The organism is Longibaculum muris, assembly GCF_004343035.1.
GTDB lineage: Bacteria > Bacillota_I > Bacilli_A > Erysipelotrichales > Coprobacillaceae > Longibaculum > Longibaculum muris.
In genome coordinates this window covers 1-14,687 of record NZ_SMCQ01000008.1, presented here as the reverse complement: position 1 = coordinate 14,687, position 14,687 = coordinate 1, and the positions used below count along the sequence as shown (strand labels likewise).

General features: G+C 31.0%; 15 protein-coding genes. 11 read left to right on the top strand and 4 right to left on the bottom strand.

Annotation, left to right across the window (positions count from 1 at the left end):
* Positions 1 to 2 precede the first annotated feature (2 nt).
* The 7 genes from nrdG to EDD60_RS07055 all read left to right on the top strand — a co-directional run bounded on the left by nrdG (position 3) and on the right by EDD60_RS07055 (position 5,699).
* The gene (gene nrdG, locus EDD60_RS07085) at positions 3 to 524 is read left to right on the top strand and encodes an anaerobic ribonucleoside-triphosphate reductase activating protein (protein WP_066450357.1); all 522 of its coding nucleotides are present in this window, start codon (positions 3 to 5) and stop codon (positions 522 to 524) included.
* 162 nt (positions 525 to 686) lie between these two features.
* The gene (locus EDD60_RS07080) at positions 687 to 1,298 is read left to right on the top strand and encodes a GyrI-like domain-containing protein (protein WP_066450356.1); all 612 of its coding nucleotides are present in this window, start codon (positions 687 to 689) and stop codon (positions 1,296 to 1,298) included.
* Positions 1,299 to 1,329: 31 nt separating this feature from the next.
* Entirely contained in the window at positions 1,330 to 2,088 is a 759-nt protein-coding gene (locus EDD60_RS07075; protein WP_066450353.1) for an exodeoxyribonuclease III, read from the top strand.
* Positions 2,088 to 2,627, top strand: coding sequence for a phosphodiesterase (yfcE, locus tag EDD60_RS07070; RefSeq protein WP_066450351.1), 540 nt, complete (start codon positions 2,088 to 2,090; stop codon positions 2,625 to 2,627). Before EDD60_RS07075 ends, yfcE begins: the two co-directional genes overlap by 1 nt.
* Before the next feature lie 76 nt (positions 2,628 to 2,703).
* Positions 2,704 to 3,318, top strand: a complete 615-nt coding sequence (locus EDD60_RS07065; protein ID WP_243646651.1) for a GntR family transcriptional regulator — start codon at positions 2,704 to 2,706, stop codon at positions 3,316 to 3,318.
* Between the two features lie 280 nt (positions 3,319 to 3,598).
* Positions 3,599 to 5,032 (top strand): PTS sugar transporter subunit IIC, encoded by a 1,434-nt coding sequence (locus EDD60_RS07060; RefSeq protein ID WP_132226342.1) that lies wholly within the window; start codon positions 3,599 to 3,601, stop codon positions 5,030 to 5,032.
* 139 nt (positions 5,033 to 5,171) lie between these two features.
* The gene (locus tag EDD60_RS07055; protein ID WP_066450342.1) at positions 5,172 to 5,699 is read left to right on the top strand and encodes a hypothetical protein; all 528 of its coding nucleotides are present in this window, start codon (positions 5,172 to 5,174) and stop codon (positions 5,697 to 5,699) included.
* A 13-nt stretch (positions 5,700 to 5,712) separates the two neighbouring features.
* Here EDD60_RS07055 and EDD60_RS07050 read toward each other — a convergent pair whose 3' ends face one another.
* Positions 5,713 to 6,393, bottom strand: coding sequence for a response regulator transcription factor (locus EDD60_RS07050; protein WP_066450340.1), 681 nt, complete (start codon positions 6,391 to 6,393; stop codon positions 5,713 to 5,715).
* Between the two features lie 167 nt (positions 6,394 to 6,560).
* Here EDD60_RS07050 and EDD60_RS07045 point away from each other — a divergent pair, with 167 nt between their 5' ends.
* The 3 genes from EDD60_RS07045 to EDD60_RS07035 all read left to right on the top strand — a co-directional run bounded on the left by EDD60_RS07045 (position 6,561) and on the right by EDD60_RS07035 (position 9,925).
* Positions 6,561 to 8,639 carry a glutamine synthetase III family protein gene (locus EDD60_RS07045; RefSeq protein ID WP_066450337.1) on the top strand — a complete coding sequence of 693 codons (2,079 nt, stop codon included), beginning with the start codon at positions 6,561 to 6,563 and terminating at the stop codon, positions 8,637 to 8,639.
* Between the two features lie 73 nt (positions 8,640 to 8,712).
* The gene (locus EDD60_RS07040) at positions 8,713 to 9,177 is read left to right on the top strand and encodes a GNAT family N-acetyltransferase (RefSeq protein WP_066450335.1); all 465 of its coding nucleotides are present in this window, start codon (positions 8,713 to 8,715) and stop codon (positions 9,175 to 9,177) included.
* Positions 9,178 to 9,277: 100 nt separating this feature from the next.
* The gene (locus EDD60_RS07035) at positions 9,278 to 9,925 is read left to right on the top strand and encodes a YczE/YyaS/YitT family protein (RefSeq protein WP_066450333.1); all 648 of its coding nucleotides are present in this window, start codon (positions 9,278 to 9,280) and stop codon (positions 9,923 to 9,925) included.
* Between the two features lie 15 nt (positions 9,926 to 9,940).
* Here the strand turns inward: EDD60_RS07035 and EDD60_RS07030 are convergent, their stop codons facing one another.
* Positions 9,941 to 10,360, bottom strand: coding sequence for a VanZ family protein (locus EDD60_RS07030; protein ID WP_066450330.1), 420 nt, complete (start codon positions 10,358 to 10,360; stop codon positions 9,941 to 9,943).
* Positions 10,361 to 10,418: 58 nt separating this feature from the next.
* The gene (locus tag EDD60_RS07025) at positions 10,419 to 11,837 is read right to left on the bottom strand and encodes a glycoside hydrolase family 1 protein (RefSeq protein ID WP_132226341.1); all 1,419 of its coding nucleotides are present in this window, start codon (positions 11,835 to 11,837) and stop codon (positions 10,419 to 10,421) included.
* A gap of 156 nt (positions 11,838 to 11,993) precedes the next feature.
* On the opposite strand from EDD60_RS07025, the gene EDD60_RS07020 reads away from it, so the two are divergent.
* Complete coding sequence (locus EDD60_RS07020; protein WP_243646650.1) at positions 11,994 to 12,521, top strand: HD domain-containing protein; 528 nt, start codon at positions 11,994 to 11,996, stop codon at positions 12,519 to 12,521.
* A gap of 60 nt (positions 12,522 to 12,581) precedes the next feature.
* On the opposite strand, the gene abc-f is transcribed toward EDD60_RS07020, so the two are convergent.
* On the bottom strand, positions 12,582 to 14,441 hold the full coding sequence (gene abc-f / locus EDD60_RS07015; RefSeq protein WP_066450328.1) for a ribosomal protection-like ABC-F family protein: 1,860 nt from the start codon (positions 14,439 to 14,441) through the stop codon (positions 12,582 to 12,584).
* Between the last annotated feature and the right edge of the window lie 246 nt (positions 14,442 to 14,687).

The window sequence follows — 14,687 nt, the reverse complement described above, 5'->3', positions numbered from 1 at the left end:
AAATGTACTACGCAACGATAAAAAAGGTTGATATAGCAAATGGAACAGGAGTGAGGGTCTCACTCTTTGTTTCAGGCTGTACCCACCGCTGCAAAGAATGTTTTAATGAAGTGGCTTGGGATTTTCATTATGGACAACCGTTTACACAAGAGACAATTGATGAAATTATGGAAGCATTGAAACCAGTCCATATTAAAGGGTTATCTTTACTTGGTGGGGAACCAATGGAGCCAACTAATCAAGAAGGATTATTGCCTTTATTAAGACAGTTTCATCAAACTTATCCAGATAAGGATGTTTGGTGTTATACTGGCTATGTCTTAGAAGATTTATTGGCTGGTGGACGTGTTCATTGTGATGTTACTGATGAGCTTTTGAGTTATATTGATTATTTAGTCGATGGACCTTTTATTTTAGATAAGAAAAATATTCGTTTGAAATTTAGGGGTTCAGAGAATCAAAGAATTATTGATATGAAAAAATCAAAAAGTGAAAAAAGTCTTGTTTTATGGGATGAAAGCTAATCTTTTAGAGAAATCTAAAAGATTTTTTTGTGAAAAACGATAATTAATTTGTGTTAAAAATGAAAATTATTGTGATAAAAAATAAAAAAATCCTAAATTTAGCTGGAAATTTCTCTTTAAATTATATATAATGGTAGGGCAAGTGAAAGGAGGAATTCCTTAGTGAAAGAAGGCATTAGGAAAGAATATAAGAAACAATACGATGCTTCAACAAAAAGAATTGATGTTGTTGATGTGCCGGAATTCAATTTTGTTATGATTGACGGAATTGGGAATCCGAATGTAGAAGAATTTAAATTGAAGTCTGATGCTTTACATATATTATCAAAAGCTATAAAAGATTATTTTAAACAAGAGATGGATCTTTTATATTTAATTTCACCATTAGAAGGATTATGGGATACTTATGATAATAGTCAGTTTGATGTTACAAGAAAAAAGATGATTAAGTTTACATTGATGATTGCCCAACCTAAGATTTTAGATGAAAAAACATTTGAAATGATTAAAGAGTATGTTGCTGCTAAAAGAGATAATCCATATATTGTTGATGCTTATCTTAAGAAAATGGAAGAAGGCCGTTGTGTACAGATGATGCATAAAGGTGCTTATAATACAGAGATTGATACAACAAAACAAATTATGGAATATATCACAGTTCAAGGAATGAAACTGATTGGTTTGCATCATGAGATTTATTTAAATGATCCAGAAAAGGTTGCAACAGAGAAATTAAAGACAATTGTCAGATATGCAATAGAGGAGGGGGTTTAACCCCTTTTCTTGTCTAAAGGAGGAATAAGTGATGTTATGTGTATCTTGGAACGTAAATGGATTAAGAGCTTGTGTGAATAAAGGTTTTAGTGATTTTTTTAAAGAAGTGAATGCTGATATTTTTGCTATACAGGAGACAAAGTTACAAAAGGGACAGATTGATTTAGAATTTGATGGGTATACATCTTATTTTAATGATGCTATAAAGAAGGGTTATAGTGGGGTTGCTATTTATACAAAGAAACAACCATTGCATGTCACTTATGGCTTAGGTATTGAAGAACATGATCAAGAAGGTCGTGTGATTACTTTAGAATTTGAGAAGTTCTATTTTATCACTGTTTATACCCCTAATTCTAAAAGAGAGTTAGAAAGATTAGACTATCGTCAAGTCTGGGAAGATGCTTTTAGAACATATGTTAATGATTTGAAAAAGAATAAACCAGTTGTGATTTGTGGTGACTTAAATGTTGCTCATCAGGAAATTGACTTAAAGAACGATAAAACAAATCATAAGAATGCTGGTTTTACTGATGAAGAAAGAGCAAAATTTACAGAATTACTAGATTCTGGATTTATTGATACTTTTAGATATAAGTATCCTGATAAGGAAGTTTATTCTTGGTGGTCTTATATGTTTAAGGCAAGAGAGAAGAATGCTGGATGGCGTATTGATTATTTTGTTGTTTCTCAGGATTTAAAAGATAATATTGAGGATGCCTATATTTATACTGATATTATGGGTTCTGATCATTGCCCGGTAGGAGTGCAATTGGAGGGGTTGGAATAATGAAATGGATGATTATTTCTGATATTCACGGGTCTTTAGATGATTTAAAGAAAGTGATTGATATCTTCGGAGAAGAAAAGATGGATCGTATGATATTGCTAGGAGATTTGTTGTATCATGGTCCAAGAAATCCTTTACCAAAGGGGTATCAACCTAAAGAAGTTGCAATATTATTAAACCAATATAAAGATAAAATTATAGCGGTAAGGGGAAATTGCGATGCAGAAGTTGATCAAATGGTCTTAGATTTTCCAATGCGAGCAGATTATAGTGAACTTTATATTGATGGGCATCATTTCTTTATGACACATGGTCATTTGTATGATGAAGATCATATGCCTTTACTTCAATCAGGGGATATCTTGATGTATGGACATTATCATAAACCAATAGCTAAGAAAAAAGATGGAATTGTTATTTTTAATCCATCTTCTATCTCTTTACCAAAAGTGGGAGGAAAGAGTTTTGGAGTTTATGAAAATCATGAATTAAAGATTTTTTCATTAGAAAAAACATTGTTACAAAGTATAAAATTATAAAATAATTAAAAAAATATAAAAAAACCGTGAAATTAAAGTAAAAGTATGGTATTTTTATTATGGTGAGGTGATATTCATGGCTAAGTACAAAGATATAGCTGATGACATACGGCAAAAGATTAAAAGTGGTGAATATACTTTTGGACAAAAATTGCCATATGAATATGTTTTATGTATGAGCTATCACTGTAATAAAGAAACAATGAAGAAGGCTTTGGATATTCTTGTCAAAGAAGGATTGATTATTCGTCGTCGTGGGGCAGGAACGTTTGTTAAAGATTATGATCCATCTTTGGAAAGCTCAACAAATAAATTTGCTAGAGGATTAACGGCAAAGTATGCAGGAATTAAAGAAGTAACAAGTGAAGTTTTAGAGTTTGAAGTCATTCCAGCTGATGAACATCTTTCTAAGAAACTACAGATTGAAGTAGGAGATTTTGTTTATCATATCATTCGTTTGCGTTTTTTAGATCGTAAACCACATCTTTTGGATATTAGTTATATGCCTATTGGGTTAATTCCTAATTTAAAATTAGAACATTTAAAGGGTTCTATTTATGAATATATAGAAAAAGTTTTAAAGTTAAAGATTCAAAGTTGTCATTTAACAATTAATGCTGCTTTATCTACTCCTTTAGAACAACAATATCTTGGTTTAAAAGAAAATGAACCCTATATTCAAGAAGAATAAATTTCATATTTAAGCAATGGTTCGATCTTTGAATACACATTAGCAAGACATCATTATGCTGAATTTGAGTTTCAAACAATCGTTGTACAACAGTAAAAATCATGAAAATTTCATGATTTTTTTCATATTTTAAAAAAATGTCGAAAAAAATGAATAAAAAAAATGCCCTAAAATGGTACTTTTTTGAAAAAGTACCATACTTTTAAATTAAAAGCATTGACTTTTTGTTAAATAAATCTTATACTATTAGTGTCAAAAATATTTTAAGGGAGGAAAAAATATGGACGCTTTTGCTGATAAGCTTGGACGCGTTGGTGCTTGGTGTGGTCAAAACAAATATTTAGGATCAATCAAGAACGCATTCCAAAACTTCATGCCAGCAACTATCGCAGGTGCTATTGGTGTTCTTTGGACTAACGTTTTAGTTAATGATAACGTTGTCAACGGGAACGCTCAAGGTCTTGGTGGTATCTTTAAACCAATCATGGCTTTAGCTCCAATTAACGATGTGTTTGCTGCAATTCAATTTTGTACTATCTCATGTATTTCTATCGGTATCGTAATGCTAGTAGCTCAAGAAATCGGAGAAGCTAATGGTGAAACAGGTGCTTTCCCTGCAGTTTTAGGTTTCATGGCTTGGGCAGTTGTTACTCCTACAGCTCATTCTGTAACAGGTTTAGCAAGTAGCTTAACTAATGCCGCTGGAGATGCTATCTCAATCGGAGATGTTTTAACTAAAGGTGGCGTAGCTGACTTAACTAAAGTTGGAACATTCACTGGATTTAATGGTGATTACTTAGGAGCAACTGGGTTATTCACTGCATTAATCGTAGGTATCTTAGCTCTTGAAATTTATGGTATGTTCCGTAAAATGGACGCTTTAAAAATCAAGATGCCTGAACAAGTACCTCCAGGTGTATCTCGTGCATTCGAAGTTTTAATTCCAACATTCTTAACATTAGTTGTAGTTGGAACAATTGGTTGGTTAGTACACATGACTACTGGTCAATACTTCAATGACTTAATTAAAACAGTTATTCAACAACCATTAGTTGACATTATTGGTGACAACATCGTTGCAGTAATGTTCATGTATGTATTAATTTCATTATTCTGGTTAGTTGGTATTCATGGTAACAACATGTTATCTGCAGTTAAAGAACCAATCTTCCGTCCAATGTTATATGCAAATACTGCAATATTCACAGAAGGAAAAACAATCGCTTTAACTCCAGATATCAAAGCTCATGGATATTACACAATGAACTTAACTATGATGCAAATGTTTGCTGAATGGGGAGGTTCAGGGGTAACTTTAGGTTTAGTTATTGCAATCTTCATCTTCTCTAAACGTGAAGATAACCGTGCAATCGCTACATTATCTATCGTTCCAGGATTATTCAATATCAATGAAACTGTAACATTCGGTATCCCATTAGTATTAAACCCAATCTTAGGTATTCCATTTATCTTAGCTCCAGTAGCATGTATCTTCGTAGGTTGGTTATTAGTAACTATCGGATTCTGTCCACCAATCGTAATCGAAGTACCTTGGACAATGCCACCATTATTGTTAGGATTCTTAGCAACAGGTGGAAGCATCATGGGTGCTGTATCACAAATTATTGTAATTGCTTTATCAACAGTAATTTACATTCCATTCTTAATTGCATACGAAAAATATCAAAACAAACAAGCAGCTGCTGCTGAATAAGATATTTAAGTACAATATGAATGTTAAAGGGCGGTTATTAACCGTCCTTTTTTTAAAGAATTAATCTTCATCTATTATCATTGTGAGATTGTCAAAGAAATGAAATTCATGTATAATAGAGAAGAAAGTGAGGCATTTTATGGAAATCAAAGAATTCAAAGTAAGAATGAATACGGCGACTCTTATCTTTTTAATCGCGTATGCATTGTATACACTTTTTACAATCTTTACACAAGACACTTCTACAATTATTACAATTATTGTTTTTGGTGTTATTTGTTATGCTTTTTTCTTAGGGTGTAGACCATATAAATATTCAATTGAGAAAAGAACTTTAACAATCCATTATCGTTTATGGAAGAATAGTCATGTTGATTTAATGGAATGTGAAACAATCTGTGATCCTGTTCCAAGAATGGCAGATTTAGTGACTCGTCCACATGCAATTGAAATTTATACAAATACTAAAAAACGTTATTGTTGTTTTCCTGTTGGTAGAGTTGAATTTGTTGATGCTGTAGTCAAAGCAAATAAAAGAATTCACTGTACAGTTAAGGAATACACAGATGTTCATAGAAAATTAGAAAAGAAAGCACGTAAAGAAAAAAGAAAAGCTGAGAAAAGAGAAGCAAAAGAGAAAATGCAAAAGGAATCAGAAAATGATTAATTTCTGATTCCTTTTAAAATGCCATTTTATAGTTATCTCTACCAAAACGTTTAATATATTCTTCTTCATTATTTGCTAATCTTAATTTCATAATGAGATTGCTGACAAGTGCAGGAATAGATGTTCCATCTTCATAGATAGAAGATCCCCAAACTTGTTCAAATAAATAAGAAATACTAAATGGTTGGTATGGATGTGATATGAGTATTGTTAAAAGTTTAAATTCGTTTTTGGTAAGGTTGAGAGGTTTCCCATTACAAGAACAAGTTCTTGATGTTGTATCTACAACAATATCTTTAAAACGATAAATACGTCTAGGTCTTAAGATTCCATTTTTATAGACTGATTGTATTTTGGTATCTAAATCTTTTAAATCATATGGTTCAACTAGATAATCATCAGCTCCTGCATTTAATAATGATTCAAGATAATCTGGTGAAAGAGTATCTGTTAAAACAATAATTATTGGTTGTCCTTTTAATTTAGCTTGAACAATGAATTCTTTGGTTTTAATACGTGGAAATTCATCTTCGATAATAATGCAATCATAAGTATGATTTTCATAATAATCAGCAAATTCTTTAAATTGACTAATTTGATTACAAAGATATTCTTTATCTTCTAGGTAAGTCTTTATTTGATTGTTAAATTGAGAATTGCTATGAATAATTAATGTATTAAATTGACTAAACATTTTTTCACCCCTCTATAAGTATAGACCTTTGTTAAAAAAATACAATCTTTTCGATCATTTCTTTGTTAAGAATTTTATCATTATGATAAAATTAAATAAGATTTTTTATAGACATGACTAACAGAAATTGATACAATGGGTGCAAAGATAAGGGGGATTTGAATTCAATGGAAATGAATAAATTACTAGAAGAATATGGTTGTTTAACATTTAGTGATGATGTTATGCGTGAACGTATTCCTAAATCTACATATAAAGCTTTTCATGAAGCCTTAGCAAAAGGAGAACCTTTAGCAAAAGAAACAGCAACTGTTATTGCCAATGCAATGAAGATTTGGGCTGTTGAAAATGGGGCAACACATTTTACACATTGGTTTACACCAATGACAGGGTTAACTGCTGAAAAGCATGATGCGTTCTTAGAACCTGATGGTAATAAAGCCGTTTTAGAATTCAGTGGAAAGACTTTAAGAAAAGGGGAACCTGATGCATCTTCTTTTCCTTCTGGGGGTTTACGTGCGACTTTTGAAGCAAGAGGATATACAGCATGGGATTGCACATCTCCAGCCTTTGTAAAAGATGAAAGTTTATATATTCCAACATTATTTTGTTCATATACAGGTGAAGCATTAGATAAGAAAACACCACTTTTAAAATCTGTTGATGCTTTGACAAAGGCATCATGTCATTTGTTACCATTGTTAGGAATGGAAGGTATTACACGTGTATCAGCATCAGTAGGAAGTGAACAAGAATATTTCTTAGTTGCTGATGAGTTTTATCAAAAACGAATGGATTTAAAATTAACTGGGCGTACTTTATTTGGGGCAATGGCTCCAAAAGGTCAAGAGTTAGAAGATCATTATTTTGGTAGCTTAAAACGGAAAGTATCAGCTTTTATGAAAGATTTGGATAAGGAGTTATGGCGTTATGGTATTCCTTCAAAGACAAAGCATAATGAAGCTGCTCCTGCTCAACATGAAGTTGCATGTGTTTATCGTAAAGTAAATATTACGACAGATAATAATCATTTGCTTATGCAATTGATGCAAGATATTGCTAAAAAGCATGGATTAAGATGTTTGTTACATGAAAAGCCATTTGCTGGAGTGAATGGTTCAGGGAAACATAATAACTGGTCAGTTGTTACAAATACGGGTGTGAATTTATTTGATCCTGGTGATAATCCTGTGGATAATTTACCATTCTTAGCAACTTTGGCTTGTACAATTAAAGCGGTTGATGAGTATGCTGATTTATTACGTATGACAATTGCAACAGCTGGTAATGATCATCGTTTAGGAGCTAATGAAGCACCACCAGCTATTATTTCAATGTTTTTAGGTGAAGAATTAGATCATATTATTGAATCTATTACTGATCGTAAAGAATTGGAAGATACAAGTTCAGAGAGATTCCAAACTGGGGTATCAGTTATTCCTGATTTTTCTAAGGATAATACTGATCGTAATCGTACATCTCCTTTTGCTTTTACAGGGAATAAATTTGAATTTAGAGGGGTTGGTTCTTCACAATCTATTGCTGGACCTAATACGATTTTAAATGCGATTTTAGCAGCTGAAATGGAAGAAATGGCTGATTTAATTGAGAGTGGAAAGACACCAATGGAAGTTATTAAAGACTTTATGGCTGAGCATAAACGTATTATTTTCAATGGTGATGGATATTCAGCTGAATGGGAAGCAGAGGCACAAAGAAGGGGCTTACCAAATCGTAAGAATACTGTCGATGCTATGCTATGTTTAAAAGATGAAAAGAATATTGAAATGTTATCTCGTTTAGGAATTTATAGTGAAGTTGAACTTGATTCACGTTATGAAATCTTACTTGATAATTATAATAAAACAATTCAAGTTGAAGCTTTAACAGCTTCAAAGATGGCAAGAAATGAAATTTATCCAGCGGCTATTCAATATTTAAGTGATATTACAAAAACCGCATTAGAAGTCAAACAAGCTGGCGTTAATAATGAATTTTTGATGGAAGATGTTCAATATTTATCTGAATTATTGGCAGAAATGAAGAAAAAAATGGATGAATTAGATAGCTTTATTAAAGAAGCTCAAGATTGTCATCAGGATATCTTACAACAATCTATTTTATGGCGTGATCATGTCTTTGCCGCAATGAATTCATTACGTGAAACTGTTGACGTTATTGAAACAAGAGTAGATGCTAAATACTGGCCAATTCCAACATATTTAGACTTATTATTTGGAATCTAGTAAGAAAGGAATAGACTTCCTTTCTTATTTTTTTTGATTATGCTATAATATTTTATACAGAGGAGTGATATTTATGAAAACAAGACTATATAAACCGACAGATTTACAAGAAGTTTTACAGTTATTTTATGAAAACATCCATAATGTATGTGTTAATGATTATACGCTTGAACAATTAGATGCCTGGGCACCAAGTGATCCTGATATTTATCGTTGGGAAGCTTCTTTAAATAAGAATCATACCCTTGTTGTTGAAAAAGATGGAAAGATTGTTGGCTTTGGCAATGTTGGTGAGACAGGATATTTGGATAGATTGTATGTTCATAAAGATTACTTACACCAAGGAATAGCCACTCTCATCACTAAACAATTAGAAAAATATGCGAAAGCAAAGGGAATTGTTTATATGAATACAGCTGCTTCTATTACATCAAGACCTTTCTTTGAAAGACAAGGATATCTTGTTTTGGAAGAACAAACAGTGGAAAGAAGGGGCATTCGTTTAAGACGTTATTTAATGGAGAAAAAGATAAATTAATGGTAAGTCAAAAAAGACTTATCATTTTTTTCAATTTATGAAATTTAATTTTCAAATTAAAATTTTCCGATATAATAGACCTCACTATGGAGGGAAAGAGATGAATAAAAGTATTAAAAGATATATATTGATAGTTTTAGGGTTTATGACTGTAGGAATTGCTTGTGCATTTACTTTAAAGGCAAATATTGGAGTAGGAGCTTGGGATGCACTAGCTAAATCATCTTCTGATATTTTTGGGATTGAAGTAGGAACAATGGGAATTGTTTTTAATTGTTCATGTGTTGTTGGACAAATAATTATTTTAAGAAAGAAGTTTAAACCAATTCAATTATTACAAGTTCCATTAAGTGTTTTACTTGGAGTAGTGATTAATTTTGTATTGTATGAGGTACTTACATTTGAATTCAATTCATTTGTTGGTGGAATTTTGATGTATATTGCAGGAAGTACAGTCTGTGCATTTGGAGTATCTATTGTTATGCTACTAGATGAAGTGACTTTTGCATTAGAAGGTTTTTGTATGGCTTTGACGAATGTTATTTCTGCTAAATTTCATGTTGTAAGACAAGGTGCTGATATTTTAAGTGTTATTGCAGTTGTCATTTTAACGCTTATTTTTAAGATATCATGGTCAATTGGGGTAGGAACAATTATTGGTATGTTAACTTTTGGACCAACTTTAGGAATATTTATGAAAATATTTAAACCTATTTTGAAAAAACATAACTTATTAAATTACGAATAAAAAACTCACTTTCAATTAGTGAGTTTTCTTTATATATGGATGAATAAAATAATAAATGATTGAAGCAATCACGCCACCACTTGTATCTATCAAAACATCTCTCCATTGACCAGCACGTCCACCAATAAATAATTGATGCGCTTCATCACTACATGCATATAAGAAAGTTGCACATAAAGAGAATAAAAGAATTTGTTTAAGTGAGTAATCACAGTGATAGAAACCATAAATAAAAGTACTAGTAAGCAAAGCATATTCACTCATATGAGCTGCTTTTCTAATAAGAAATTCAGAAATTGTTATATGTAAATGAGTTTGTATCCATACAACAATTTGACTACTTAATCCAGAAGATTCTTCACCTGTTTGTTGAGAAAAGGAAAAGATAATTATCATTAAAATAATAGCTGGAATAAAATATTTTATTTTTTTCATAGAACCACCTCTTTGTGGTATTATAAAAGAACTTGTCGAAAATGACAAGTTCTACTTTTTAATCTGATAAATCTTCCCCATTTGTTGCAATGACTTTTTTATACCAATAGAATGAATCTTTTCTATATCTGTCTAATGTCTTTAAGTCAAATTCTTCTCTATCTACATAGATGAATCCATATCTCTTAACCATTCCTTCATGTGTTGAAATTAAGTCCACTGCACTCCATGGACAGTATCCCATCATTTCACATCCATCAGAGATTGCTAATTGTACTTGTTCAATATGTTTTCTTAAGTATTCAATTCTGTATTGATCATGGACTTTTCCATCTTCTGTTAATTTATCATAAGCCCCTAATCCGTTTTCTGTAACGATCATTGGCAAACGATATCTTGAATACATTTCACGAATAGTTGCTCTGAATCCCATTGGATCAATTTCCCATCCGAATTCTGTTGTTGGTAAGTTTGGATTCTTGAATCCCTTGAACATTCCTGCTTCTCCACGTGCTGTCTGTTGATCAGCAAAAGTAGAAACTTTCTCACTGCCATCATCCCATTGACATGTTGCAGTGTTGTAATAATTGAATCCAATAAAATCAGGATGACCACTCTTTAATGCTTCTTCGTCTCCTTTGGCAAATTCTGGTGTTGCATCATGTTCTTCTAACCATGCCCATACTAAGTTATTATAAACACCATAGACTGCCATATCTAAGTATAACCAGTTTCTAATAGCGTTATAATTTTGAGCTGCTAGATTATCTTCTGGTTTACAGCTTGCTGGATAAACTAGAGAAATATTTGGGGCTGGTCCAATCTTAGCTCCTGGTAACATTTCATGGCATAATGCCATAGCTTTCGCTTGTGCGACTAACATATGGTGATTTTGTTGATAGATTTCTTTTAATTCATTTGTACACCCTTCTGGTAAATGTAATGTTCCAATCACTGGTCCTGATAATGTTAAAACATTTTGTTCATTGATTGTTAACCAATATTTAACTCTGTCTCCGAAGTTTTCATACATAACCTTAGCAAAGTTTAAGAACCAGTCTACAGATTCTCTGTTAGACCAAGATCCTTTTTCATCTAAGGCCGCAGGCATATCAAAGTGGAACATAGTTACGATTGGTTCAATTCCATATTTCAAACATTCATTGATGACATTGTTGTAGTATTCAATTCCTTTTGGATTGACTTCACCAATTCCTTGAGGCAAGATTCTTGTCCAAGCAATTGAAAAACGATAAGCTTTAAATCCCATTTCTGCCATTAAGGCAATATCTTCCTTATATCTATGATATTGATCAGCACAGACAGTTAAATCTGAAGTTCCTTCTGGCACTTCCTTAACATCCTGACAAGATGGACCTTTTCCATCTTCTAGGTTAGCTCCTTCGACTTGATAAGCTGATGTACTTGCTCCCCAAAGAAAATCTTGAGGAAATGCTTTTAATTTTTTGTGTAACATTTGACACTCTCCTTTATTTTATGATTATTATCATTATAATAAATAATGAGTTGTTTGTGATTATTTTTACAAAAGTTGAAAAAATAAAAGTTATATTTATTGAAAAAAAACATAACTTTATATACAATGATATTGGAACAAGAGAGGGTGATAATTGTGTACTATGATTTACCAATGGGATTATTACTTGAACATGGAATTGATATTTTAAGTTCACAAAACATGTTAAGAGAAAAGAGTTTTATTCAACATGGTGGATTAAGTTGTTATGATCATTCGTTGTTTGTTGCTTATATGAGTTTAGTTATTGCTAAAAAAATGCGGTTAAATGTTGATGTAAGAAGTTTAATTAGAGGGGCTTTATTACATGATTATTTTTTATATGACTGGCATGTTCCTTCATCATCAAATCGTAATCATGCATTTAAACACCCACATTATGCTTATGAGAATGCAAGAGTGGATTTTAATCTTAATGAAAAAGAACGGGATATTATTTTAAAACATATGTTTCCTTTAACGGTTAAGCCACCAAGATTTAAAGAAAGCTATATTGTGATGTTAGCTGATAAATATTGTGCTGTTTATGAAACATTGGCTGTTAATCGAATGAAAATGAAAGCCGAAATATTAAACAGCTATTTAGAAAATACAATTAAAATTACAAGAGAAGAAAGGGAATAATTCATTATGGATTATTCTTTTTTGATAAAAAAAGAAATAGCGCTTGTCTATTTCTTTTCATTAAATCTGTAATTCTTCCCAGGATTCCATTAATGTTTCTAATTTTTGATTGGCTTCATCAATGTTTTTTACAATTTCATTGTATTTTTGATAATCATTTAAAATTTCTTCTTGATGTAGCATTTCATTGTATTGTTTGATTTGTAATTCTAAATCAGATATCTCTTTTTCTATCTTTTTGATTTGATTTTGTTGTTTTCTTAATTCAGATTGTATTTTTTTACTTTCTAAATAAGAAACATTTTTTTCTTTCTCTACTTTATTAACTTGTTTATTTTCTATGTATTGACTATAGTTACCACTATAAGTATGACTACCATGAGAACTCATTTCAACAACTTTTGTTGCTAATTTATTAATGAAATATCTATCATGACTAATAAAAAGAATGGTTCCTTCAAAGTTCATTAATGCATCTTCTAAAACTTCTTTTGATTCAATATCTAAATGGTTAGTCGGTTCATCAAGAATTAAGAAATTACATCTTGATAATAATAATTTCATTAAAACAACACGACCTCTTTCTCCACCCGATAACATATCCATTGTTTTAAAAACATCTTCACCTTTAAATTGAAAAGAAGCACAGGCATTTCTAATTTCAGTATTATTCATTTGTGGATAAGTATCACTAATTTCTTGAAAGATTGTTTTTTGGAAAGATAAAGATGTGTGTTCTTGGTCGTAGTAACCAATCATGACTTTACTTCCTAATTTGATTTTTCCATGTTGAGGAATATAATCACCTAAAATCATATGGAATAATGTTGTTTTTCCAATTCCATTAGGACCAATTAATGCAACCCTTTCTTGTTTGTTGACTTCAAATTGAACATTTTCAAATAATGGTTTATCAAAGCTCATAGCTAAATCTTTGACTTTTAAAACATCATAACCAGATTCTACAAGTGGTTGAAATTGTATACGAATTGCTTGTGGCATAGCATCAGGTTTTTCAACTTTTTCCATTTTCTCTAATGCTTTTTCTTTACTTTCTGCACGTTTGACTTGTTTTTCACGATTAAATGATTTTAATAAATCAATACTTTCCTGCATTCTTTTTATTTCTTTTTGATTATCTATATAATGCTTTAATTCTACTTCACGATTATGTTTCTTTAATAAAGCATATTGATCATAAGAACATTTATATAGTGTTGATTTTCCATTTTCTATTTCAATGATTTGATTTGTTACTTGATCAATAAAGTATCTATCATGAGAAACCATAATGATTGCATGTGGATAGTTTTTTAAATAGTTTTCTAGCCATTCAATAGATTCTACATCAAGATGGTTAGTTGGTTCATCAAGCAATAATAAATCAGGTTTTAGTAATAAGAGTCTACCTAAAGCAATACGTGTTTTTTGTCCACCTGAAAGGATTCCAATATTCATTGACCATGTTTCTTCACTAAAGCCTAATCCTTTGAGAACACCTTTGAGCTGACTTTCATAACTATAACCACCATCACGTTCAAATTCATAAGTTAATTGATCGTATTCTTTCATAATGTTTTCTAGTTGTGAAGAAGATGCCATCAGGGCTTCTAATTCTCTAATTCTTTTTTCTTTTTGAATTAAAGGTTTAAAGACATCTAAGAGAGCATCATAAATAGACAGTGTTGGATCTAAAGTATTATGTTGAGATAAGTAACCAATCACAACATCTTTAGATTTAAAAATATCTCCACTATCATAACTTTCTTCTTCACAAAGTATTCTTAGTAAAGTTGTTTTTCCAGCACCATTGACTCCAATAATTGCTATTTTATCATGATCTTCAATTTTAAATGTAATATCTTTAAGTAAATCATTTCCTTGAAATGATTTTTTTAAAGATGAGCATGCTAATATCATATTTTATCACCGCAACTATTGTATCATATTTCATTATTTATTCAAAATATTAATTGATTGATGATAGGATAGAATCATAAAAAAGAGTAAGTTAGTCAATTTTTGAGACTATACTTACTCTTTTTATATGTATTAAGATAAAATTTCTATAAGTTCTTCTTCACTTCTTGCATCAATAATCTTGATTGTTAAAGCATCTATCTTATCATCTGAACTTTCTTCTATCTTCATAATCAGTTCCTTTGA